Annotated in this window: 18 protein-coding genes; 11 read left to right on the forward strand and 7 right to left on the reverse strand. The window is 66.2% G+C overall.

The features are described 5' to 3' along the window. Nucleotides 1–109: 109 nt before the first annotated feature. A complete protein-coding gene (locus AC3D24_RS16355) occupies nt 110–1,924 on the reverse strand; it encodes a DUF885 domain-containing protein (protein WP_489032206.1) in 1,815 nt (604 codons plus the stop codon). Between the two features lie 217 nt (nt 1,925–2,141). Between AC3D24_RS16355 and AC3D24_RS16360 the strand changes: the two genes are divergently transcribed. Beyond that, nucleotides 2,142–2,306, forward strand: a complete 165-nt coding sequence (locus AC3D24_RS16360) for a hypothetical protein (RefSeq protein ID WP_489032207.1) — start codon at nt 2,142–2,144, stop codon at nt 2,304–2,306. A gap of 58 nt (nt 2,307–2,364) precedes the next feature. Here AC3D24_RS16360 and AC3D24_RS16365 read toward each other — a convergent pair whose 3' ends face one another. Further along, nucleotides 2,365–3,438 carry a mannose-1-phosphate guanylyltransferase/mannose-6-phosphate isomerase gene (locus tag AC3D24_RS16365; RefSeq protein WP_489032208.1) on the reverse strand — a complete coding sequence of 358 codons (1,074 nt, stop codon included), beginning with the start codon at nt 3,436–3,438 and terminating at the stop codon, nt 2,365–2,367. A gap of 160 nt (nt 3,439–3,598) precedes the next feature. Between AC3D24_RS16365 and AC3D24_RS16370 the strand changes: the two genes are divergently transcribed. The 5 genes from AC3D24_RS16370 to AC3D24_RS16390 are packed head-to-tail and all read left to right on the forward strand — an operon-like array spanning nt 3,599 to nt 11,252. Beyond that, complete coding sequence (locus AC3D24_RS16370) at nt 3,599–4,987, forward strand: TIGR03013 family XrtA/PEP-CTERM system glycosyltransferase (RefSeq protein WP_489032209.1); 1,389 nt, start codon at nt 3,599–3,601, stop codon at nt 4,985–4,987. A gap of 7 nt (nt 4,988–4,994) precedes the next feature. Continuing rightward, nucleotides 4,995–7,061: an XrtA/PEP-CTERM system histidine kinase PrsK gene (prsK, locus tag AC3D24_RS16375; protein WP_489032210.1), complete on the forward strand. Its 2,067-nt coding sequence runs from the start codon at nt 4,995–4,997 to the stop codon at nt 7,059–7,061. After that, entirely contained in the window at nt 7,058–8,416 is a 1,359-nt protein-coding gene (prsR, locus tag AC3D24_RS16380; protein WP_489032211.1) for a PEP-CTERM-box response regulator transcription factor, read from the forward strand. Before prsK ends, prsR begins: the two co-directional genes overlap by 4 nt. Beyond that, the gene (locus AC3D24_RS16385) at nt 8,409–10,409 is read left to right on the forward strand and encodes a tetratricopeptide repeat protein (protein ID WP_489032212.1); all 2,001 of its coding nucleotides are present in this window, start codon (nt 8,409–8,411) and stop codon (nt 10,407–10,409) included. Before prsR ends, AC3D24_RS16385 begins: the two co-directional genes overlap by 8 nt. A 39-nt stretch (nt 10,410–10,448) precedes the next feature. Further along, nucleotides 10,449–11,252 carry an ATP-binding protein gene (locus tag AC3D24_RS16390; RefSeq protein ID WP_489032213.1) on the forward strand — a complete coding sequence of 268 codons (804 nt, stop codon included), beginning with the start codon at nt 10,449–10,451 and terminating at the stop codon, nt 11,250–11,252. Nucleotides 11,253–11,339: 87 nt separating this feature from the next. Here AC3D24_RS16390 and AC3D24_RS16395 read toward each other — a convergent pair whose 3' ends face one another. Together AC3D24_RS16395 and AC3D24_RS16400 are read right to left on the reverse strand one after the other, a co-directional pair. Then, nucleotides 11,340–11,591: a hypothetical protein gene (locus AC3D24_RS16395; protein WP_489032214.1), complete on the reverse strand. Its 252-nt coding sequence runs from the start codon at nt 11,589–11,591 to the stop codon at nt 11,340–11,342. 89 nt (nt 11,592–11,680) lie between these two features. Further along, a complete protein-coding gene (locus AC3D24_RS16400; RefSeq protein WP_489032215.1) occupies nt 11,681–13,462 on the reverse strand; it encodes an ABC-F family ATP-binding cassette domain-containing protein in 1,782 nt (593 codons plus the stop codon). A gap of 121 nt (nt 13,463–13,583) precedes the next feature. On the opposite strand from AC3D24_RS16400, the gene AC3D24_RS16405 reads away from it, so the two are divergent. The 3 genes from AC3D24_RS16405 (at nt 13,584) to AC3D24_RS16415 (ending at nt 16,022) form a co-directional block, all read left to right on the forward strand. After that, nucleotides 13,584–13,901, forward strand: a complete 318-nt coding sequence (locus AC3D24_RS16405; protein WP_489032216.1) for a hypothetical protein — start codon at nt 13,584–13,586, stop codon at nt 13,899–13,901. 22 nt (nt 13,902–13,923) lie between these two features. After that, nucleotides 13,924–14,589 carry a response regulator transcription factor gene (locus tag AC3D24_RS16410; RefSeq protein WP_489032217.1) on the forward strand — a complete coding sequence of 222 codons (666 nt, stop codon included), beginning with the start codon at nt 13,924–13,926 and terminating at the stop codon, nt 14,587–14,589. A 122-nt stretch (nt 14,590–14,711) separates the two neighbouring features. Next, on the forward strand, nt 14,712–16,022 hold the full coding sequence (locus tag AC3D24_RS16415) for a sensor histidine kinase (protein ID WP_489033184.1): 1,311 nt from the start codon (nt 14,712–14,714) through the stop codon (nt 16,020–16,022). Nucleotides 16,023–16,147: 125 nt separating this feature from the next. Here the strand turns inward: AC3D24_RS16415 and AC3D24_RS16420 are convergent, their stop codons facing one another. Beyond that, nucleotides 16,148–17,050, reverse strand: a complete 903-nt coding sequence (locus AC3D24_RS16420; protein ID WP_489032218.1) for a prephenate dehydratase — start codon at nt 17,048–17,050, stop codon at nt 16,148–16,150. A gap of 104 nt (nt 17,051–17,154) precedes the next feature. Between AC3D24_RS16420 and AC3D24_RS16425 the strand changes: the two genes are divergently transcribed. Beyond that, nucleotides 17,155–17,874, forward strand: coding sequence for a c-type cytochrome (locus tag AC3D24_RS16425; RefSeq protein WP_489032219.1), 720 nt, complete (start codon nt 17,155–17,157; stop codon nt 17,872–17,874). Between the two features lie 145 nt (nt 17,875–18,019). Here AC3D24_RS16425 and AC3D24_RS16430 read toward each other — a convergent pair whose 3' ends face one another. After that, on the reverse strand, nt 18,020–18,904 hold the full coding sequence (locus tag AC3D24_RS16430) for an LOG family protein (protein ID WP_489032220.1): 885 nt from the start codon (nt 18,902–18,904) through the stop codon (nt 18,020–18,022). Between the two features lie 33 nt (nt 18,905–18,937). Beyond that, nucleotides 18,938–19,621, reverse strand: coding sequence for an extensin family protein (locus tag AC3D24_RS16435; protein ID WP_489032221.1), 684 nt, complete (start codon nt 19,619–19,621; stop codon nt 18,938–18,940). A 183-nt stretch (nt 19,622–19,804) separates the two neighbouring features. Here AC3D24_RS16435 and AC3D24_RS16440 point away from each other — a divergent pair, with 183 nt between their 5' ends. Then, nucleotides 19,805–20,959, forward strand: coding sequence for a phosphoserine transaminase (locus AC3D24_RS16440; protein ID WP_489032222.1), 1,155 nt, complete (start codon nt 19,805–19,807; stop codon nt 20,957–20,959). The last annotated feature ends 137 nt before the right edge of the window (nt 20,960–21,096 follow it).

Consider the following 21,096-nt stretch of genomic DNA (forward strand, 5'->3'; position numbering starts at 1 on the left):
GGAAACGGCGGGCACTTGCCAGACGGGGGCGGCGGGCGATGACTGCGATTTCGTATCCGCTCCTTCATCGCCTTCGGCCCCTCTTCGGAGGAAGATCACCGGCCCCGGCTTACCCCCGCATCTTGATCGCCGCGATCCGCTCATCCACCCGCCGCTCCAGGATCGTCAGGGGCATCGCGCCTTCCTTCAGGATGTCGTGAAACTGCTTCAGGTCGAACCGGTCGCCCAGCGCCGCCTTCGCCTTCAGCCGCGCGCGCGTCCACGCCATGTGCCCGACCTTGTAGCTGCAAGCCTGACCCGCCTGCGTGCAATAGCGCTCCACCTCGCGCTGCGTCCGCGGGCGCGCGAAGCCGGTCGTCGCGACCATGTAGTCGGTCGCTTTCTCGCGACTCCAGCGCTTCGCGTGGATACCCGTATCGACCACCAGACGCGTCGCGCGGAACAGGAACGACTGGAGATACCCGGCGCGCTCCAGCGGCGAGGCATAGGCCCCCAGTTCGTCGGCAAGCTGTTCGGCGTACAGCGCCCAGCCTTCCGAATAGGCCGAGAAGAAGCCGATCTTCCGCAGCGTCGGAATGTCCTTCGACTCCTGCGCCAGACTGATCTGGAGGTGATGGCCCGGCACGCCCTCGTGATAGGTGAGCGAGGGCAGCGTGTATTTCGGCCAGTCACCGACGTCCTTCAGATTGACGAAGTAGATCGCCGGGCGCGTGCCATCGAGCGACGCGCGATTATAATAACCGTTCGACGCGCCGTCCTGGATCTCGACCGGCACCGCACGGATTTCGAGCGGCTGCGTCGGGACCTCCGAAAACGCCTGGGGCAGCTTGGCGTACATCGCCTTGATGCCGTCGTTGAGCCCGGCGATCAGCTCGGTGCGGCCCTCCGCGGTGTTCGCGTAGAGCTGGTCGGGCGTCACGTTCAGCTTGGCGAGCCGCTCGCCCACCGTGCCGGTCGTGAAGCCTTGCGACTTCAGGATCGTGTCGAGCTGCGCGGTGATCTCGGCGACCTGGGCCAGGCCGATGCGATGAACCTCGTCGGGGCTCATCGTGGTCGTCGTCGCCTGGTTCAGCGCCATCGCATAGATCGCATCACCATTCGGCACGCGCCAGATACCGTCACCGGGCTTGGTGGTCGGCTTCAGCTTCTCGATCAGCGCGATCTGGCGGTCGAGCGCGGGATACACCTTCTCGTCGACTATCTTCGCCGCACGGGTCTGCCAGTCGCCGGCGATGCCCTTGACCGCGGCGCGCTTGGCGAGCGACTGGACGATGCTCGACGTCGCGGCGGGCTGGCTCCGCAGCTTGCGCATCTGGCCGAAGGTCAGGTCGAGCGACCAGCCGGGTGCGAGCAGGCCCCGCGTTGCCTCCGCCTGCTGCATCGCGCTTTCCTGATCGAGCACCGTGCCGAACTGGTCGAGTCGCGCCAGATACGCTTCGGCGTCCGGCGTCGCGGCAATCGTATGCGCGGTATTGAGGAAATCGGGCACCTGGAAATAGGCACCGCCCTGCTGGAATATCCGATAGGGCCGGATCGGGCTGTCCATGCCGAATTTCTCGGGCGCGGCGATCTGCGTGTTCAGCGAATAGCGTACGACTTCGAGGTTGAGTTTCGCCGCTGCCGACAGCCCGGCGCCATCATAGCGCGCAAGGCTCGCGATCGCCGCCTTGGTCTCGGCGACGTCGCGCGCGCGCTTCTCCGGCGTTCGCGGGGAAAGCTGGCTCTTCGACGTGGCCAACGGCCCCTTGTCGAGCCCAAGCGAGGTTGCAAGCTCGGGCGAACGCGCCACGCTGCGCTGGAAAATCCGTTCGAACTCGGCATTCAGCGCAGTATCGCTCGCCGATTGCGCAAAGGCGGTGGCAGGCAGCAAGCTTGTGGCGAGCGCGGCAACGCCCCCGGATGCGAGGAACTGGCGACGATCCATGACGAACTCTCCCGTAAGCTGTTGGCTGATAAGCCCAAGACTGTCTAAGCCATTCACTCCCGGATCGACCAGAGGCGCGGCGATACGAATTTGATCGAAATTTAACGAAGCGCCGGCGGAACCGCAGCGGCCATCGTCGGTTTGATTGGCGAGCCCGGCGGCGTCCTAATCCCCCCGAAGGATCCGCCGGGTTTCGTTTGCGTAAATCGAGGCCAGAGTGCGAGACGAGACATCGAAGCGCGCGTCCGCTGCGCGATTGCACACCGTCGGAGAAACGCTGCGCAATTCGTGGCAGGCGCCGACCGATACGATGATCACCGACGATATCCCGACACTTCTCACCAAGCTTTCGCAGGTGCCCAAGTCGCGTAAACGACCGTAGAGTTTCCTGCGTGGCCGCGAGGTCCGCTCCCCTGCACCGTGGAGAGCGGACCATAATTTCAGACCTTGTCGCGCGCTTTCATCGCCTCGATCAACTTCTTGACCTCCTGGCTGCGACCACGCGGCATGATCAACACATCGTTGCCGCTGGCGACCACGATCAGATCCTCGACCCCGACCAGCGAGACGCGGATGCCGTCGCTGCGCACGAAGCAGCTCTTGGTATCGATCGCGAGCACACCACCCTCGCCTTGGCTGCGGTGCGCGTTGCCGTCGCTGTCGGTATCGCTGATCGCATGCAACGCGTCCCAGCTGCCGACGTCGTTCCAGCCCATGTTCACCGGCACGACTGCGACACGGTCGGCCTTCTCCATGACCGCATAGTCGATCGAATCATCCGGCGAGGCGGCGAAGGCCACCGCGTCCGGGTAGATCCGCGTGCCCTCGGTCCGCGCCTTGTCCATCGCCTCCTGCGTGGCAGTCAGGATGCCGGGGTCGAACTGCGCGAGCGCCTCGAGATAGGCGTCGGCGAGGAACAGGAAGATTCCTCCGTTCCAGGCATGATCGCCGCTGGCCAGCATCGACTGCGCCTTGTCGAGGGGCGGCTTCTCGACGAACCGCGCGACGCGGTTTACGCCGGGCTGGAGCTCGTCGCCGATCTGGATCCAGCCATAGCCGGTCTCGGGTGCGTCGGGGGCGATCCCGAACGTGACGAGCCAGCCCTGGGTGACGAGCGGCATCGCCGCCTCGATCGCGGCATGGAACGCAGCGACGTCGCCGATCACGTGATCCGATGGCATCACCAGCAGCGCGTCGCCACCGCCGCCGGCGGCGATGGCGGCAAGCGCGATGGCCGGCGCGGTGTTGCGGCCCGTCGGTTCGAGGATCAAAGCCTGCGGTGCCGCGCCCGCATCGGCGAGTTGCTGCTCGACCAGATCGGCATGGCGCGCATTGGCAACGACGATCGGCGCCGCATAGCGTTCGCCGAGCGCGCGGCCTGCGGTAAGCTGGAGCATCGTCTCGTTCGCCGTCAGCGCGAGCATCTGTTTGGGCATCTCAGGCCGTGACATCGGCCAGAGGCGCGTGCCCGAACCGCCTGAAAGAATTACGGGAACGATCTTACGTGCGGTCATGCATCCTCCTGATGGCGCCGAGCTATAGCGGAGGGGCCACGCGTGCCAATCGCCGAATGATCCAATTGGATGCGGGCGTTCAGTGTTTTTTGGTGTTTTGCTGCGAAACGTGTCGTCAGGTGTCGGTAGCGTTTACAACTATGCGTCGGGATAGCGGACGATGATACGGCTCTTCAAGCATTACGTACCCCATGCCGTCCTCCTGCTCGGCTTTGTCGACGCGGTGCTTCTGATCGCGTCGGCCGAGATCGGCTGGGTCGTTCGTGCGCACCAGATCGGCATGATGGTCGAACCGATGCACACCCGGGTCGCGCAATTGCTGACGTTCGCGATCGCGCTGCAGGTGTCGCTGGTCGCGGTCGGTGCGTACGGGGTGGCATCGTTCCTGTCGCTGCGCTTTGCCGCCGCGCGGCTCGCCGTGGCTCTGTCGCTCGGCGTGATGTTCCTGTCGCTGATCTTCTTCCTGGTTCCGGCACTCACCTTCTGGCGGTCGAACCTGCTATACTCAACGGTGATCGCGACGATCCTGCTCGTCACGGTGCGCGCCGTGCTCGGCAAGACGCTGGGTGGCGAGACGTTCAAGCGGCGGATCGTCGTGCTGGGCGCCGGTGCGCGAGCGGCGCGTATCCTGGTCCTGTCGGAGCAACCCGGCGTCAATTTCGTCGTCGCCGGGTTCGTGAGGATGGGCGAGGTCGAACCGGTCGTTCAGGGTGCGATGCCGCGTGCGGACATCCCCAATCTCGCGGCGCATATCGTCGATCTGAACGCGAGCGAAGTCGTGCTGGCGCTAGACGAGCGCCGCAACGCCTTGCCGATGAAGGATCTGCTGCGCGTCCGCACCACCGGCGTGCAGGTCAGTGAGATATCGAGCTTCCTCGAACGCGAAACGGGTCGCATCGACCTGAAGAGCGTCAATCCGTCCTGGCTCATATTCTCCGATGGATTTGCCTCCAGCCGCATGCTCTCCAGCATCTTCAAGCGTGCGTTCGACATCGTTGCCAGCGGTCTGTTGCTGGCGATCACGCTCCCGGTGATTTTGATTACCGCGATCGCGATCAAGCTCGAATCGAAGGGCCCGGCCTTTTATCGCCAGCGCCGCGTCGGGCTCTACAATGAGGGGTTCGATATCCTGAAGCTGCGCTCGATGCGGCAGGATGCGGAGGTTGCGGGCAAGGCTGTCTGGGCGGCGGAGGACGATCCGAGGATCACCCGGATCGGGCGCTTCATCCGCAAGGTCCGGATCGACGAACTGCCGCAGACCTGGACCGTGCTGAAGGGCGAGATGAGCTTCGTCGGCCCGCGCCCGGAGCGTCCGCAGTTCGTCCAGCAACTCGAGGACCAGCTGCCGTTCTATGCCGAGAGGCACATGGTGAAGCCCGGCATCACCGGCTGGGCGCAGATCAACTATCCGTACGGCGCGTCGATCGAGGATGCCCGGCACAAGCTCGAATACGACCTGTATTACGCCAAGAACTATTCGCCGTTCCTCGACATGCTGATCCTGTTGCAGACGCTGCGGGTCGTGCTGTGGCCGGCAGGCGCGCGGTGATGGCTGCATGATCGCCACCCTGGTCCTCTGGAGCCATGCGCTGGCCGCGTTGCTGTTCGGTGCGCTGGCGCTGGCGCAGCTGCGACGGCCGAGCGGGCAATGGCCGCATGCGGCGTTCGTGATCGCGCTGGTGACGACCAGCCTGTGGGCGCTCGCGGTCGCCGGGATCGATTCGCGGGACGTCGCGACGCGGATCGCGGCCAGCGCACGCGACGTCGCGTGGCTCGCCTTCATGCTGGCGCTCGTCAGGCGCGATCGTGCGGGCAATTACGCGCTGAGTGCGGTGTACGTCCTCGTCATGGCGCTTGCCGGGACGGCGGCGTTGCTGGCGATCGTGCTGCGGATGGACCTCGATCAGGAGGCGCTTGGGGCAGTCGCTTCGGCGCGGACGGTGTTCCGGATGATGGAGGCGATCAGCGCCCTGGTGCTCGTCCACCACCTCTACCAGGCGGCGCCGGCGTCGCGGGGCGGCATCCGGCTGGTCGTTCTGGCGCTCGCCGCGATGTGGAGCATCGACCTGCTCGTATCGGCCTGGATCTATTTTCAGCTGAACGGCGTGATGGTGGCGATCGTCGCGCGCGGCGTGGTGATGACGGGCGTCGCGGCGATGCTGGTGGTTGGCGTGCATCGAAGCGGCGACTGGACGCTTGCTTTGTCTCGGCCGATCACGGTGCGCGCGCTGTCGGCGGTCGCGCTGATCCTGTACGCGGGTATCACCGCACTCGCGACCAACATCGCCGCGAGTTATGCCGGGCCGTACGCGCGGGTGGCGCAGACCGCGATCGTGTTCGGTGCGACCGCCGGCGTGCTGACCCTGCTCTCGACCCCGTGGTTGCGCGCCTGGACCAAGGTGAAGGTCGCCAAGCATCTGTTTCGCCACCGCTATGACTACCGGGCCGAGTGGCAACGCTTCACCGACACGTTGGGCAAGCCCGGCGTCGGCGCGGAGTCGCTAGACACGCGCGTGGTGAAATCGATTGCCGACCTGACCGATTCGCCTGGGGGGCTGTTGCTGGTCCCCGACGGTGCCACGCTCGGCGTCGGTGCGACATGGAACTGGGTCTGCGCCGCCGAGGGCTCGCAGGACGAGACGCTGGCGCGTTATCTCGCGAGTGACGCGAGGATCGTCGAACTCGACCGCGTCCGGACCGGTACGGCACCCCCCGAGGACGTCGTGGCCGTGCCCGAATGGCTTCGTGATTGCCCCGAGGCCTGGGCGATCGTCCCGCTGGTCCACAGCACCGCGCTGGTCGGAGCGATCGTGCTCGCCCGGCCGCCGGTCGACCGCGCGCTCGACTGGGAGGATTTCGATCTGCTCCGCGTCGCGGGACGGCAGGCAGCAAGTTATCTGGCCGAGGACCGCGCACATGCGGCGCTGGCCGATGCGGCGCGGTTCGACGAATTCAACCGCCGCTTCGCGTTCATCCTGCACGACATCAAGAATCTCGTCAGCCAGTTGACGCTCGTCGCGCGCAACGCCGAGCGCCATGCCGACAACCCCGATTTCCGCGTCGATATGGTCGCGACCCTGAAGGACTCCTCCGATCGCATGAACGCGCTCCTCGCCCGTCTCTCGCAGCATGGCCCCGTCCGTAACGAACCGCTCCAGCCGACCGACGTCGCCGCGATCGTCGAGCGCGTCGCGACCGCCCGTCGGTCGCAGCATCCGATCGTCACCCGCGGCGGCCCGGCCTGCGCGCTGGGGCATGCCGCCCGCCTCGAACAGGTGCTTGGTCAGCTCGTCCAGAACGCGGTCGAGGCCAGCGGCGAGGACGACCCGATCCTGCTGTCGGTGGAGACGATCGGCGAGCGGGTCGCGATCGACGTCATCGATCACGGTTGCGGGATGACACCCGGCTTCGTCCGCGACCAGCTCTTCCGCCCGTTCGTGTCGTCCAAGCCCGCCGGGTTCGGCATCGGCGCGTTCGAGGCGCGGCAATTGGTGCACGCGATGGGCGGCGCGCTCGACGTGGTCAGCCGCGAGGGCGAGGGCACGCGCTTCCGCATCCTGCTCCCCGCCGCCGCTGCCGCTAACGTGGCCGGCACCGCCGTCTCGTTCGAGGTGGCGGCATGACCGACAAGGCCCGCCCCGTCCTGCTGATCGTCGAGGATGATCTTGGGCTTCAGCGTCAGCTTCGCTGGGCGTATGAGGGGTATGAGATCGTCGTCGCGAGCGACCGGGCGCAGGCGCTCGATGCGGTGCGCGCGCATGAACCCGCGGTCGTCACGCTCGATCTCGGCCTGCCGCCGGACCCGGACGGCGTCACCGAAGGGTTCGCCACACTGCGCGATATCCTTGCGATGAAGCCCGATACCAAGGTGATCGTCGCCTCTGGACACGGTGCCCGTGAGAGCGCGTTGCAGGCGATCGCCGATGGCGCCTGGGATTTCTACGCCAAGCCGATCGACATCGATGCGCTCGGCATGATCGTCGGTCGCGCCTTCCACGTCCATGCGCTGGAAGCCGAAAACCGCCGCCTCGCCGCGCGAATCGATGCCGGTGGGTTCGGCGGGCTGATCAGCGCGTCGCCCGAGATGGCCGCCGTCACGCGTACGCTGGAGCGGGTCGCGCCCGCCAACGTCTCGGTGATGCTGCTCGGCGCGAGCGGCACCGGCAAGGAATTGCTCGCGCGCGGGCTCCACGATGCCTCGCCGCGATCGCGCGGCAATTTCGTCGCGATCAACTGCGCGGCAATCCCTGAGACGCTGCTCGAAAGCGAGTTGTTCGGCCACGAAAAGGGTGCGTTCACGGGGGCGGTAAAGACCACCGAAGGCAAGATCGAACAGGCCGCCGGCGGCACGCTGTTTCTGGACGAGATCGGCGACGTGCCGCTCGCGCTGCAGGTCAAGCTGTTGCGGTTCCTTCAGGAGCGCGTGATCGAGCGCGTCGGCGGGCGGAAAGCGATCCCCGTCGATACGCGGATCGTGTGCGCGACCCACCAGAATGTCGACGCGATGGTCGCCGACGGGCGGTTCCGCGAGGATCTGTATTACCGGCTCGCCGAGATCGTCGTGCGGATTCCCGCGCTCGCCGATCGGACCGGCGACGCGGTATTGCTCGCGCGCCACTTCGTCACGCGCTACGCCGTGACCATGAACCCCGTCGTCACCGGCCTTGCTCCCGACGCGCGCGCTGCGATCGATGGCTGGGGGTGGCTGGGCAACGTCCGCGAGCTGGAAAACCGCATCAAGCGCGCGGTGATCATGGCCGACGGCAAGCTGGTGACGGCGGTCGATCTCGATCTCGACGGCAAGGCCGAGGAGGCGTCCGCGCTCAACCTGCGCGCCGCCCGCGAGCTTGCCGACCGCAAGGCGATCCGCCAGGCGCTGGCACGTTCCGACGGCAACATCTCGGGCGCATCGCGGTTGCTCGGAATCAGCCGGCCGACGTTGTACGATCTGCTGAAAAGCTACGATCTCCATGCCTGACCCGACCTATCCGCTGCTGCGGCGACGCCGGCGACGGCGGCGGTTCAAGCTGCCGGTGGCAATGGCGGGCAACCGTGCGCGTCTGCTCGCGATCTGCCTGTTGTGCCTGATGGTGGTCGGGATCGGCGTCGCGCTGGCAATGCGGTCGCCACGACCCGATGCGCGCCGCTCGCTCGCCGATAGCCTGACGACGCTGGGGGCGGGGAATTACAGCGCCGCACGAACCAATGCGCAGGCGGCGGTCGCCGCGGCACCCAAGCTCGCTGCAGCACATGTCGCGCTGGCACGGGCCTATCTCGAACTCGGCGATGGCCTGGCAGCGGAAGCCGAGCTTGCACGTGCGGTGGATGCGGGCGCGTCCACGGATGCGCTGCATCAGTTCCAGGCGCATGCGCGGTTGTTGCAGGGCGACCCCGAGGGCGCGATCGACGAAGCTGCGCAGGCGCCGCCGCGCTATACCGACTATGCCGCACGGATCCAGGCGCGGGCGCTCGCCGCGCAGGGCGAACTGGTCGCAGCACGCACGCTCCTTCAGGCAACGCTCGATCGTACCCCCGGCGATGCGGCGGCATGGACCGATCTCGGTCGAATTCGCCTGACTGCCGGCGACGTAGGCGGCGCTTCGGTCGCAGCCGCTCGCGCGGTGGCGTTGGCACCGCGCGAGCCCGCTGCGCTGACGCTGCAGGGCGAAGTCATCCGGAACCGCTACGGGCTGATCGCTGCGCTGCCATGGTTCGAGGCGGCGTTGCGCAGCGATGCCTATTACCATCCTGCGCTGATCGAATACGCCGCGACGCTTGGCGATGCCGGGCGCAATGTCGACATGCTGTCCGCGACTCGCCGCGCGTTGCAAGCGCGTCCGGGCAGCCCGCAGGCCTTGTATCTGCAGGCCGTACTCGCCGCTCGCGCGGGACGGATCGATCTCGCCCGATCGCTGCTTCGCGGCACCGGCGGCACGATCGATGGATTGCCCGGGACGTTGCTGCTGTCGGGAAGCCTCGATTATGCACAGGGCAAGTACGAGCAGGCGGCAACCATTTGGCGCCGGCTGGTCGCGGTGCAGCCGCTCAACGTCGTTGCACGGCGCCTGCTCGGAACAGCATTGTTGCGGTCTGGTGATCCGCGCGGAGCGCTCGATGTTCTGCGACCGGTCGGACTGCGGCGCGACGCCGACACCTATTCGCTGATGCTGATCGCGCGCGCGTTCGAGGCCATCGGTGACCGAACGCTGGCGGCACAGTTTCTCGATCGAGTCGCTGCCGGCCCGGCCGCGCCTGCCGCGGCGTTCGCGACCGACGATGCGGTCGGAGCGTTGATCGCCGGCGCTGCGACCGCTGCTGGCGATCCGACCTATGCGCTTGGCGTGATTCGGGGACAGATTTCCAGCGGGGATACCGCCGGCGCGATCGCGCGTGCGCGGACGCTCGTCGCGGCAGGTCCGGGCGCGCCTGCCGCACAGCTCGCGCTCGGCGATGTACTGATGACAGCAGGACGTTTCGGCGAAGCGGCGGACGTCTATGCCCGCGCTGCCAACCTTACGTTCGACGAGCCGACGATGCTGCGCCTGGTCGATGCACTGGGTCGAGCCGGTCGTCGGGAAGACGCGTCGGCATCACTTGCGTTGTATCTCTCGCAAAACCCGCAAAGTCTGGCGGGGCAGCGGTTGCTGGGGCATTGGCAGGTGGCTGCCGGACAGTGGGATGCGGGAATCGAGACGCTCGAAGGCGTACGTCGCCGGGTCGGCAACCGCGATGGCGGCGTGCTGATCGATCTCGCGCTCGGTTATGCGGGCGGCGACGACGGCGCGATCGCGGTCCGCTATGGCCGGGCGGCGTATCGTTTGTCGCCCACGAGCGCGGCTGCCGCCGACGCGTACGGCATCGCACTGGCGGCAAATGGCGATACCGCTGGGGCCCGGCGGGTGCTGGTCAAAGCAACACGACTGGCGCCGGGCGACACGGCGATCGCCGGACATCTCCGCCAACTCGGCTGAGCGCTTGTGTCGCCTCGATCGTGTCGCCAAGAGCGAGCAATGACCGATCCGCTGGACCGCATCGCCGCCGCACTCGAACGCCTGTCGCCGCCCCCCCCACCGCCGGCGGACCCGCTCGCGCATTCTGCTTATGTCTGGCGCGGCGGGGCGCTGGTCCCGGCCCGCGCATTCGCGCCGCTGCCGCTCGACATGCTGATCGGGCTCGATCGACAAAAGGCATCGCTGCTTGCCAATCTGCGTCATCTGGCCAAACGCCACGCCGCGCAGGACGTGCTGCTATGGGGCGCACGCGGCACCGGCAAGTCGGCACTGGTGAAGAGCGCGGTCGGCGCGGTCCAGGCGGAGGGCGGGGCGATCGCGCTGGTCGAGGTATCCGATCTGGGCGGTCTTCCGCGCCTGTTCGCGACGCTCGCGCCGGTCAACCGCGCATTCGCGCTGTTCGTCGACGATCTGGGGTTCGACGTGCCGGCGGAGGCACGCACGCTGCGATCGATGCTGGAAGGTGGGGCGGAACCGCGTCCTGCCAATGTCCGGCTGATGGTGACCGCGAATCGTCGGCATCTCGCGCCGCGCGACATCGCCGAGCAGGAAAGCGCGATCAATCCGCGCGATTCGGTGGATGATCATCTGGCGCTAGCGGACCGATTCGGTCTCAGCCTGGGCTTCCATGCGCTCGATCAGGATGGGTATCTGGCGATCGTCACGGCCTATGCGGCAGTATATGATCTGACGTTCGAACCGGGCGAGGCCATCGGTTGGGCGATACGACGCGGCAGCCGATCGGGGCGCGTGGCGTGGCAGTATATCGTCGATCTTGCGGGGCGGGCCGGAAAGGCTTTGTAACCGCGCACGGCCAACATCAAGTCAGGCCGCTATCGAATAGCCGGTATAAAACGGATGGGCCGGCGCCAAGGCGCCGGCCCGGCAACATCAGTTGCTGTCCGAATTGTCGTCCTTGACGATCGCAACGACGCCGATTGCAGCAACGCCGGCTGCGATCAGCACTGCGAAGATGCCAGCGCCGCCGCCGAGCTTGTTCTTGCTCGTGGTTGCCGTGCCGACGCGTGCGTTCGAAAGCGACAGGCTGTTGGCCGAGTTGGCGACAGGCGCTGCGCTTGCTGCAACGGTGGTCGAGAGCATTGCGATCGCGAGTGCGCCGCCGGTAAGAGCCTTGAACTTCATAACTATCTCCAGAATTGTCGCGCTTCCATGGGTTGCAACGCAACATTTGTCAACGCGTTCCTGGCTAAACTCATTCTGGTTCTGATGGCTTACACGTCGCCCTCGACCATCTCGGCAAGTTCGAGCCAGCGCAATTCCGCAGCTTCTTTCTCCGCGCGTGCCCGCTCGATCGCGATCGTCAGTTTTGCGAAGGTGGCATGGTCCCGCATATACAGGTCCGGCTTGGCAAGCTTGATCGCATCGGTTGCCATTTGCGCATCGAGTTCCTCGATTCGCTTGGGCAACAGTTCGTAATCGCGCTGATCCTTGTAGGTCAGTTTCGCGCGGGGGGCGGCTGCAACCGGCGCCGTTGCCGCGACTTTCTTTGACGCACGCTTGCCAGTGGTGGTCGACGCGCGCCGCTTTTCCCAATCCTCATACCCGCCGGCGACCACGTCGACCGTACCGGAGCCATCGAGTCCGAGCGTGATCGTGACAGTCCGGTCGAGGAAGTCGCGGTCATGGCTGACGATCAACACGGTGCCGTCGTAATCGCCGATCACTTCCTGCAACAGATCGAGTGTCTCGAGATCGAGATCGTTGGTCGGCTCGTCGAGCACCAGCAGGTTCGACGGCTTGGCGAACTCGCGCGCGAGCAACAGCCGCGAGCGCTCGCCACCCGACAGCGAGCCGATCTTCGCATCGACCATGTTCGGGTCGAACAGGAAGTCCTTCAGGTAACCGTGAATGTGCTTCCGCACGCCGAGCACGTCGATCCATTCGCCGCCATCGACGACGACTTCGCGTACCGTCTTCTCGGGCGCCATCAGGCTGCGCTGCTGGTCGATCACTACTGCATCGAGCGTCTGCGCCAGCTTGATCGAGCCACTGTCGGGCTGGATCTCGCCGGTCAACAGTTTGAGCAAGGTCGACTTGCCCGCGCCGTTGCGGCCGACGATGCCGATGCGGTCGCCGCGGGTCACCCTCAACGTCAAGTCATCGATGATCGTGCGGTCGCCGTAAGCCTTGGTGACGTTCTTGGCGTCGATCACGACCTTCGTCTTGGTGTCGTCGCTGCTGGTCGTCAGGTTCGCAGACCCCTGCGGCCCGATCATCGAGGCGCGTTCGGCACGCATCTCGTGCAGCTTGGTCAGGCGGCCCTGGTTGCGCTTGCGACGGCCGGTGACGCCGCGGAGCAGCCAATGCTCCTCCAGCTTGAGGCGTGCATCGAGCTTTTCCGCCTGGCGCTGTTCCTCGGCATAGACCTGCTCGGTCCATGCCTCGAACCCGCCGAAACCGACCTCCGCCCGCCGGATCGCGCCGCGATCGAGCCACAGCGTCTGCTTGGTCAGGCGGGTCAGGAACGTACGGTCATGGCTGATAACGACAAACGCGCCGCGGAAGCGCTTGAGCCACTCCTCGATCCACTCGATCGCGCCGATGTCGAGATGGTTGGTCGGCTCGTCGAGCAGCAGCACGTCGGGGTCCTGCGACAGCGCGCGGACGATCGCCGCACGGCGTCGCTCGCCCCCCGATGCCGAGGCGGCATCGCGCGACAGGTCGATGCCGAGCTGGTCGGCGATCGAATCCGCCTCGTAGTTCACCGGCGCATCGTCGCCTGCCATCACGTAATCACGCAACGTCGCGAAGCCGCGCAGGTCGGGCTCCTGCTCGAGGATCACGACGCGCGTGCCGGGGACGATCACCCTGCGGCCCTCGTCGGCGATCACGCTGCCGCCGAGCAGTTTGAGCAAGGTCGTCTTGCCGGCGCCGTTGCGGCCGATCAACGCGAGCCGGTCGCGCGGTCCGATGTGGATGTCGAGGTTGCGAAAGAGCCATCCCGAGCCCTGGACGAGTCCGAGGCCTTCGAATGCTAAGATTGGTGCTGCCATGTCCGCGCCACGTAGGGGGGCCGAGTGATGCAGGCAAGTTACACCTCGCGGGCTTCGTGATGTCGCGCGACTGACGCGACCATTCACAGGCTGTTCAATGCCCGGGGGCTATGCCACGGCCATGAAGATGTTGCTTATCCTTGCGACCCTGGCCGCGATGCCCGTGCTGAGCGGTGCTGCCCCGATGCTGGCCGGCGGCGGCGATCAGCGCCGCGGCGACCAGATGTCGGCGTTCGAGGCGCGCAAGACCGGTCGGCAATTGTCGCTGCGCGACATCGAGGGGCGCGTGATCCCGACGATGCGGGGCTCGCAATATCTCGGCTCCGACTATGATTCGGGCAGCGCCATTTACACGCTGAAATTCCTGCGCGATGGAACCGTCATCTGGGTCGACGTCGATGGCCGCACCGGCCAGATCGTCGGCCGCACCGGTCGCTGACCCCCTAAACGAGAGGATTATCATGCGCGTTCTGATCGTCGAGGACGAGCCGAATCTCGGCCAGCAGTTGAAGAACACCCTGGAGGGCGCCGGCTACGCGATCGATCTCGCGGTCGATGGCGAAGAGGGGCATTTCCTCGGCTCGACCGAGAATTACGACGCGGTCGTGCTCGATCTGGGCCTGCCCGAGATCGACGGGCTGACCGTGCTCGATCGCTGGCGCAAAGAGGGCAAGACGATGCCCGTGCTGGTGTTGACTGCGCGCGACAGCTGGTCGGACAAGGTTGCCGGGCTCGATGCAGGAGCGGACGATTACGTTGCCAAGCCGTTCCAGAGCGAGGAATTGATCGCGCGTTTGCGTGCCTTGATCCGGCGCGCGAGCGGCAACGCCTCGTCCGAGTTGAACGCGGGCGACATCCGCCTCGACACGCGCAGCGGCAAGGTGACGCGCGCTGGCGAGCCGGTGAAGCTGACCGCGCAGGAATACAAACTGCTCAGCTACCTGCTGCACCACAAGGGCAAGGTCGTCAGCCGCACCGAGCTGATCGAGCATATCTACGACCAGGACTTCGATCGCGATTCGAACACCATCGAGGTGTTCGTGACGCGGATCCGCAAGAAGCTCGGCCAGGACGTGATCACGACGATCCGCGGGCTCGGCTACAGCCTCGAAGATCCGGACGCCTGATCGGTCTGGTCATGGACACCGTCACGGCCCCCCCCACGGACAGCGGGCCGATACCAGAGCCACTGAAGACCGACGTGCCGATCCGCGTGCCGGCGGCCGTGAAGGGATCGCTGTCGCGGCGGATGATCCTGATCGCGGCGGTGTGGATCGTGGTGTTGCTCAGCGGCGGTGGGTTCGCGCTTGACCGCGTGCTGAGCCAGGCAGTGACGCGCAACTTCGACGACCAGCTCGAATATGTTCTGCGCTCGCTGCTCAATTCGTCCGAGATCGGTCCCGAGGGCGAAGTGATCTTCACGCGCGAGGCAGCGGCCGACCAGCGTTTCGTCGAGCCGTATTCGGGGCTGTACTGGCAGGTATCGGGCAAGGGGCGCGAGGATTTCCCGTCGCGCTCGCTATGGGACCGGCGGCTCGCCTTCGGCGGCCCGCACGACGATCGCAACGCCCATTTCTACGACAGTACGCAGTTCCCGGACGAGAAGCTGCGGATCGTGGAGCGCGATGCGGTCATCCCCGGCTCGAAGGTGCACTGGCGGTTTCAGGTCGCGCAAAGCCGCGACGGGCTCGACGCGCAGATCACGACGCTCCGCCGTACGCTTGTCCGCAGTTTCGCGCTGCTTGCGCTTGGGCTGATCGTGCTGGCCGCGCTCCAGACGTTCTACGGGCTCTGGCCACTGCGCCGCGTGCGCGAGGAGATCGCCCGGATGCGGGCAGGCCAGTCGAACCGCGTGTCGAGCGCGATGCCGGTCGAGGTGGCGCCGATGGTCGAGGAACTGAACGCGCTGATCGAGCATAACGAGCGGCAGGCGGAGGAGGCGCGGCGGCATGCCGGCAATCTAGCGCATGCGCTGAAGACGCCGCTGACGGTGATCATGAACGCCGCCACCGCGCAGTCCGACGATCTCGCCGATACCGTGATCCGCGAGGCGCGGACGATGCGGCGCCAGGTCGATCATCATCTTGCCCGAGCCCGTGCGGTCGGCCGACGCGGATCTGCGCACAGCCGCGCGGACGTCTGGCCGAGCCTGGAATCGGTCGAGCGCGCGGTTGGACGGTTGTATCGCCACATCCGTATCGACGTGACTGGACCACGCGGGCTGCAGGTGCATGTCGAGCGGCAGGATCTCGACGAGATGCTGGGCAATCTGATCGAGAACGCGGCCAAATACGGTGGCGGCAGCGTGTTCGTCACGGTCGGCGCGCAGTCTGGATACGTCGAGTTCCTGATCGAGGACGACGGCGTCGGCATTCCGGAAGAGGAACGCGTCCGCATCTTCGACCGCGGTGTGCGGCTGGATACGGGCAAGCCGGGAACCGGGCTCGGGCTCGCGATCGTCCGCGATGTGGCGGAGATCTACGAGGGCACGGTTGCGCTTGAGGAGAGCGAGGACTTGGGCGGGTTGCTCGTGCGGCTGAGGCTGCCCGCGGCGAACTAGGCTGCTCGTTTGAACGTCTAAACTTCCGTTCGTGCTGAGCGAAGTCGAAGCACCTTCGTGTCGGGCATGTCCTTCGACTTCGCTCAGGACGAACGGTAAAAGAGAGCGGAGCTGACTTTTACCGCCTACCCCCGCGACCGGGCCTGCGGATACGTGCCCAGCACGCGCAGCCACTTCGAATGGAACCCCAATTCCTCCAGCGCATGATCGAGGTTCGCGTCGCCCGGCTTGCCGACTACATCCGCATAGAATTCGGTCGCGGAGAAGCTGCCGTTACGCTGATAGCTCTCCAGCTTGGTGATGTTGACGCCGTTGGTCGCGAATCCGCCGACCGCCTTGTAGAGGGCGGCGGGGACGTTCTTCACCTCGAAGATCAGCGTCGTCATCCATTCGCCGCCGACCATTTCCTGCGCCGCGGGCGGCTTGCCGCCACGTGCCAGCACCACGAACCGCGTCATGTTGTGATCCGCATCGGCGATGTCGGTCGCGAGCAGCTCCAACCCGTACAGCCCGGCCGCAGCAGGCGGCGCCAGCGCAGCGATCGCAGGATCGGCGAGTTCGGCAACCTTTGCTGCCGCTCCCGCGGTATCCGGATAGCTGACCGGCTCGATTCCGTGCGCCTTCAGCCAATGGCGGCATTGTCCGAGCGCCTGCGGATGGCTCATCGCCTGGCGAATGCCGTCGCGGGGTCCTGCCCCCATAAGCGCATGGCGGATCGGCAGGAAATGCTCGCCGGTGATGACCAGCCCCGATTCGGGCAGCAGGAAATGAATGTCGGCAACGCGGCCATGCAGCGAGTTCTCGATCGGGATGATCGCGCAGTCGGCGCGGCCGTCCTTCACCGCATCGATCGCATCGGAAAAGTCGAAACAGGGGAGGGGCAGGCCGTCGGGAAACGCTTCGGTCGCCGCGACATGGCTGTTGGCGCCGGGTGCGCCCTGGAACGCGACCGCGCGCGCGGGGTCGGCGGCGGCGGCAGCGGTCATCCGCGCGACGATCGGGCGGGCGGGTACGGCGAAGTTTTCCATTCGCCGGGCGCGTAAAGAGCCCAGGCCCCATGTTCAAGCGCGGCTTGCGGTGCGCGCCGGGCTTTCCTATGGCTATCCCAAACAGAACAGGGCGGATGCGCAAGATGGACAATCGGACCAATACGATCGCCGGCTGGGTGCTCGCAGGCTGCGGCGCGGCGCTTGGATTGTCGATCGTCGGCGGCATGATGTTTCACGGTGAGCGCCCTGAAAAGATGGGTTACGCGATCGAGGGCGTCGTCGCCGAGGGCGGCGAGGGTGCCGTGGCCGAAGTGCCGATCGCCTCGCTGCTGCCGACCGCCGACGCCGCCAAGGGCGCCGAAGTGTTCAAGAAATGTGCCGCCTGCCACACCATCAACCAGGGCGGCGCGAACGGTGTCGGCCCGAATTTGTACGGCACGGTCGGCGAAGAGATCGCCAAGGGCAAGAACGGGTTCGCCTTCTCGTCGGCGCTGGCCGGTATCGGTGGCAAATGGGACTTCGACAAGATGAATGCGTGGCTGACGTCGCCGCGGAAGTTCGCACCGGGGACCAAGATGACATTCGCTGGCCTCGGCAACGCGCAGGACCGCGCGAACGTGATCCTGTATCTCAATCAGCAGGGTTCGAACGTGCCGTTGCCGGCGGCGCCTGCAACTGGCGCTGCTCCGGCGGCTGGTAAGGATGCTGCGGCTAAGGATCAGCCGGCGGCGGCGAATGCGGCGGAGGCTGCGGCTACGAAGGGCGCGCCAACTGCGGACATCGCGAACACCGGAACGCCCGCGTCGGGTGCGCCGTCGGTGGATCCGGAAGCAGCCCGCAAGGGCGCCCGCTCGGAGAAGTAGCCGCTTCTCCCTCTCCCCCTTCCGGGGAGAGGGTCGGGGTGAGGGGCTGCCAAGCAGTGCAGCGCCTGGAACAGCCCCTCACCCCAGCCCTCTCCCCGGAAGGGGGAGAGGGAGCAGAAGGGGCACTTCTCCCCCCGAGGAAAGCTCAGCCCTCGGCGGCTTCTTTCTCCGCCCGTTCACGATAGAACGCCTGCACCGCGTCCCAGGCCTCGTCCGCCGTCTCGACATAACGGAAGATCCCCAGATCCTTCTCGCTGACGACGCCTTCCTCGACTAGCGCCTCGAAATTCACGACCCGCTCCCAGAACTGACGTCCGAACAGCAGCACCGGAATCGGCTGGATCTTCCCCGTCTGGATCAGCGTCAGCAGTTCGAACAGCTCGTCGAACGTCCCGAACCCGCCCGGAAACGCGGCGAGCGCGCGGGCATGGAGCAGGAAGTGCATCTTGCGCAGCGCGAAATAGTGGAACTGGACCGACAGCGACGGCGTGACGTAGGGGTTCGGTGCCTGCTCGTGCGGCAGGACGATGTTCAGCCCGATCGACTCGGCGCCGACATCGTCCGCGCCGCGATTCGCCGCTTCCATGATCGACGGACCGCCGCCCGAACAGACTACGAACTGGCGCCAGCCACGCTCGTCGCGCGGCAAAACGCTGACCTTGGCGGCCAATTCACGCGCGACATCATAGTATTTCGACTTCTCGACCAGCCGCTCGGCGATCTTCTTCGACTTCTCGTCGCTCGCCAATTCCAGCAACGCTTGAGCCTTGGACGGCTCGGGGATGCGCGCCGATCCGTAGAACACGAACGTCGAGCCGATTTTCGCCTCTTCGAGGACGAGTTCGGTCTTCAGCAATTCGAGCTGGAAGCGCACCGGCCGCAGGTCTTCGCGCAACAGGAAATCCATGTCCTGAAAGGCGAGCTTGTAATGCGGGTGCTGCGTCTGCGGTGTGGAAACGGAGTCGCGGGCGGATTCGGCATCCTGGCTTGCGTTCGCGAAAACGCGCGAGGGAACTCGTGTATCTGTCATTCAGGCGGGATTAGAGGAAACGGGAGGGCAGGGCTAGCGGCAGAAATCGGCGCGATCGTCTTCAAGATGGAGATGGTTGTGGTGCGCGGCGTTGTAGTCGGGGCTGAGCACTGTGCCGAACCGCTTGCAGGCCGAAGCGCGGATCGTCTGGAGGAACTGCCGGACCTGCGGGTCGGGCGAGTTCCAGTCGTTCAGCACGGTGATCCGCCGCCCGTCCTTCAGCACGAACCCGCCGACGTCGATCGCGTTGGCGATCGCGTGCCCGGAGCGCCTGCTTGCATTGCGTGCGGAGCCGACGACGTTGCGGCAGGCATAGCTCCCCATGCTGTCGATCCGCGCGAGTTCGCTGCCGAGCATCTGGTACGCGGCGGGCGCGACCGCGTTGCGCGTCCAGCCGATGAACGCGCGCGCCGCGCCGCAGCGGACCGCGGTCAGGTTGGCGACCGGCACGCCGATGTCGACGAGCTTGATCGTGCCGTTGAGCCCACAGCCGGGGCCGGTCTCACGGTCGGGCAGAACCTGAAACGACACGTGCAACTGGCGCAGGTCGGCGAGACACTGCGCGGTCTCGCGGTTGCTCGGCACCGAGAGATTGGGCCGGGTCTGTTGCGGCGAACTCGGCCGATCGGCGCGGCCGCAAGCGGCAAGCGTCAGGGCCATCGCAACGACCGTCATCCACCCCGTCGGGCCTGGCCCGTGCCGCCGTCTATCTGTCATGAAACCCTCACGCCGAGGCTGATGCGGTACGAAGTGTTCGCAAACAAGGGCTTGGTGATCGCCTGGTGGTTATCGACGGCGGTCGGAGGCTTGGAAGGTTGACACCCCGGCGCATGCCGTTAGGGCCGGCGACGGGCCACGCGGTCCCAACGCCGCGCGTGCTCTCTGTGAGGAGAGACTATTTTGACGGATACCATTACCGCACCCGCATTGGGCGCGCTCGACCAGCCGACGACGAAGCCGGCACGTCCCTTTTTCAGCTCCGGTCCCTGCGCGAAACCTCCGGGTTGGTCCGCGGACAAGCTCGCCACCGCATCGCTCGGTCGGTCGCATCGCTCGAAGATCGGCAAGACCCGCCTTCAGTACAGCATCGACCTGATGCGCGAACTGCTGAAGCTTCCCGAGACTCACCGCATCGGCATCGTCCCCGGCTCCGACACCGGCGCGTACGAGATGGCGATGTGGACGATGCTGGGCGCCAAGCCCGTCACCGCGCTCGCCTGGGAAAGCTTCGGCGAGGGCTGGGTCACGGATGCCGTGAAGCAGCTCAAGATCGACCCCACTATCGTGCGCGCCGATTACGGCCAGCTGCCCAATCTGGGCGCGGTCGACTGGTCGAACGACGTGCTGTTCACCTGGAACGGCACCACCAGCGGCGTGCGCGTGCCGAACGCGGACTGGATCCCGGACGACCGCGAGGGTCTCTCGTTCGCCGATGCGACCAGCGGCGTGTTTGCGTACGATATCGACTGGGCGAAGATCGATGTGGCCACCTTCTCTTGGCAGAAGGTGCTCGGCGGGGAGGGCGCGCACGGCGTGCTGATCCTCGGGCCTCGCGCGGTCGAGCGGCTTGAGACGTACACGCCGGCATGGCCGTTGCCGAAGGTGTTCCGCCTCGTCTCGAAGGGCAAGCTCACCGAGGGCGTGTTCAAGGGTGAGACGATCAACACGCCGTCGATGCTGGCCGTCGAGGACGCGATCTTCAGCCTCGAATGGGCGAAGTCGCTGGGCGAGGACGGTCTGATCAAGCGCTCGGACGCGAATGCGGCGGCGCTCGACAAGATCGTGGCCGAGCGCGATTGGCTCGGCCATCTGGCGGTCGATCCGGCAACGCGGTCGAAGACCAGCGTGTGCCTGACGGTCGAGGGTGCGGACGAGGCGTTGATCAAGGCGATGGCCTCGGCGCTCGAAAAGGCTGGCGCGGCGTATGACGTGGCGGGTTACCGCGATGCGCCTCCGGGCTTGCGGATTTGGTGCGGCGCGACCGTCGACACCGCCGATATCGAGGCGCTCGGGCCGTGGCTCGACTGGGCCTACGCGACCGCCCGCGCTGCCTAACTAACTCACTGCCTCTCTTTCTCCCGCCCCCCTTCAAACAACCACCCCCTTCCCGTCATCCCGGCGGACGCCGGGACCCACGGATAGTGACCGCTTCGTAAGCGGCGCTCCGTGGCCATGGGTCCCGGCGTCCGCCG

Source organism: Sphingomonas sp. SL1004 (genome assembly GCF_057815015.1).

Excerpts from the sequence above, each read along its gene's own strand:
- prsK (WP_489032210.1), top strand. The coding sequence starts at position 4,995 with ATGATCGCCACCCTGGTCCTCTGGAGCCATGCGCTGGCCGCGTTGCTG.
- AC3D24_RS16415 (WP_489033184.1), top strand. The coding sequence starts at position 14,712 with ATGATCCTGATCGCGGCGGTGTGGATCGTGGTGTTGCTCAGCGGCGGT.
- AC3D24_RS16435 (WP_489032221.1), bottom strand. The coding sequence starts at position 19,621 with ATGACAGATAGACGGCGGCACGGGCCAGGCCCGACGGGGTGGATGACG.
- AC3D24_RS16425 (WP_489032219.1), top strand. The coding sequence starts at position 17,155 with ATGGACAATCGGACCAATACGATCGCCGGCTGGGTGCTCGCAGGCTGC.
- AC3D24_RS16395 (WP_489032214.1), bottom strand. The coding sequence starts at position 11,591 with ATGAAGTTCAAGGCTCTTACCGGCGGCGCACTCGCGATCGCAATGCTC.
- AC3D24_RS16365 (WP_489032208.1), bottom strand. The coding sequence starts at position 3,438 with ATGACCGCACGTAAGATCGTTCCCGTAATTCTTTCAGGCGGTTCGGGC.
- AC3D24_RS16430 (WP_489032220.1), bottom strand. The coding sequence starts at position 18,904 with ATGACAGATACACGAGTTCCCTCGCGCGTTTTCGCGAACGCAAGCCAG.
- AC3D24_RS16385 (WP_489032212.1), top strand. The coding sequence starts at position 8,409 with ATGCCTGACCCGACCTATCCGCTGCTGCGGCGACGCCGGCGACGGCGG.
- AC3D24_RS16420 (WP_489032218.1), bottom strand. The coding sequence starts at position 17,050 with ATGGAAAACTTCGCCGTACCCGCCCGCCCGATCGTCGCGCGGATGACC.
- AC3D24_RS16405 (WP_489032216.1), top strand. The coding sequence starts at position 13,584 with ATGAAGATGTTGCTTATCCTTGCGACCCTGGCCGCGATGCCCGTGCTG.
- prsR (WP_489032211.1), top strand. The coding sequence starts at position 7,058 with ATGACCGACAAGGCCCGCCCCGTCCTGCTGATCGTCGAGGATGATCTT.
- AC3D24_RS16400 (WP_489032215.1), bottom strand. The coding sequence starts at position 13,462 with ATGGCAGCACCAATCTTAGCATTCGAAGGCCTCGGACTCGTCCAGGGC.
- AC3D24_RS16355 (WP_489032206.1), bottom strand. The coding sequence starts at position 1,924 with ATGGATCGTCGCCAGTTCCTCGCATCCGGGGGCGTTGCCGCGCTCGCC.
- AC3D24_RS16370 (WP_489032209.1), top strand. The coding sequence starts at position 3,599 with ATGATACGGCTCTTCAAGCATTACGTACCCCATGCCGTCCTCCTGCTC.
- AC3D24_RS16410 (WP_489032217.1), top strand. The coding sequence starts at position 13,924 with ATGCGCGTTCTGATCGTCGAGGACGAGCCGAATCTCGGCCAGCAGTTG.
- AC3D24_RS16390 (WP_489032213.1), top strand. The coding sequence starts at position 10,449 with ATGACCGATCCGCTGGACCGCATCGCCGCCGCACTCGAACGCCTGTCG.